Here is a 237-nt window from a genome sequence, read left to right as displayed (position 1 = left end):
CCGCACAAGAAGATGAGCGCGTTCCAGACGGCCCAGATGTTCAGCCTGCAGGATCCGAACATCTTCAACCTCGCGGTCGAAGGCGTGTTCGACGACTGCCAGGACATCGTGAAGGCCGTGTCGAACGATCACGCGTTCAAGGCGCAGCAGAAGATCGGCACGGTCAACTCGATCAACTGGGCGCGCGTCGTCGCGCAGGTCGTGTACTACTTCAAGGGCTATTTCGCGGCGACGCAG

At 60.3% G+C, this 237-nt stretch carries 1 pseudogene; it reads left to right on the top strand.

Annotation, left to right across the window (positions count from 1 at the left end):
* Positions 1-237: pseudogene (locus SB772_RS45435) on the top strand (threonine synthase); the annotation flags it as partial.

The sequence above is a fragment of the Paraburkholderia sp. SIMBA_030 genome (assembly GCF_046535245.1).
Classification (GTDB): Bacteria; Pseudomonadota; Gammaproteobacteria; order Burkholderiales; family Burkholderiaceae; genus Paraburkholderia.
Note: the sequence above shows the minus strand (reverse complement) of the source record. Positions and strands in the feature narration are given on the sequence as shown.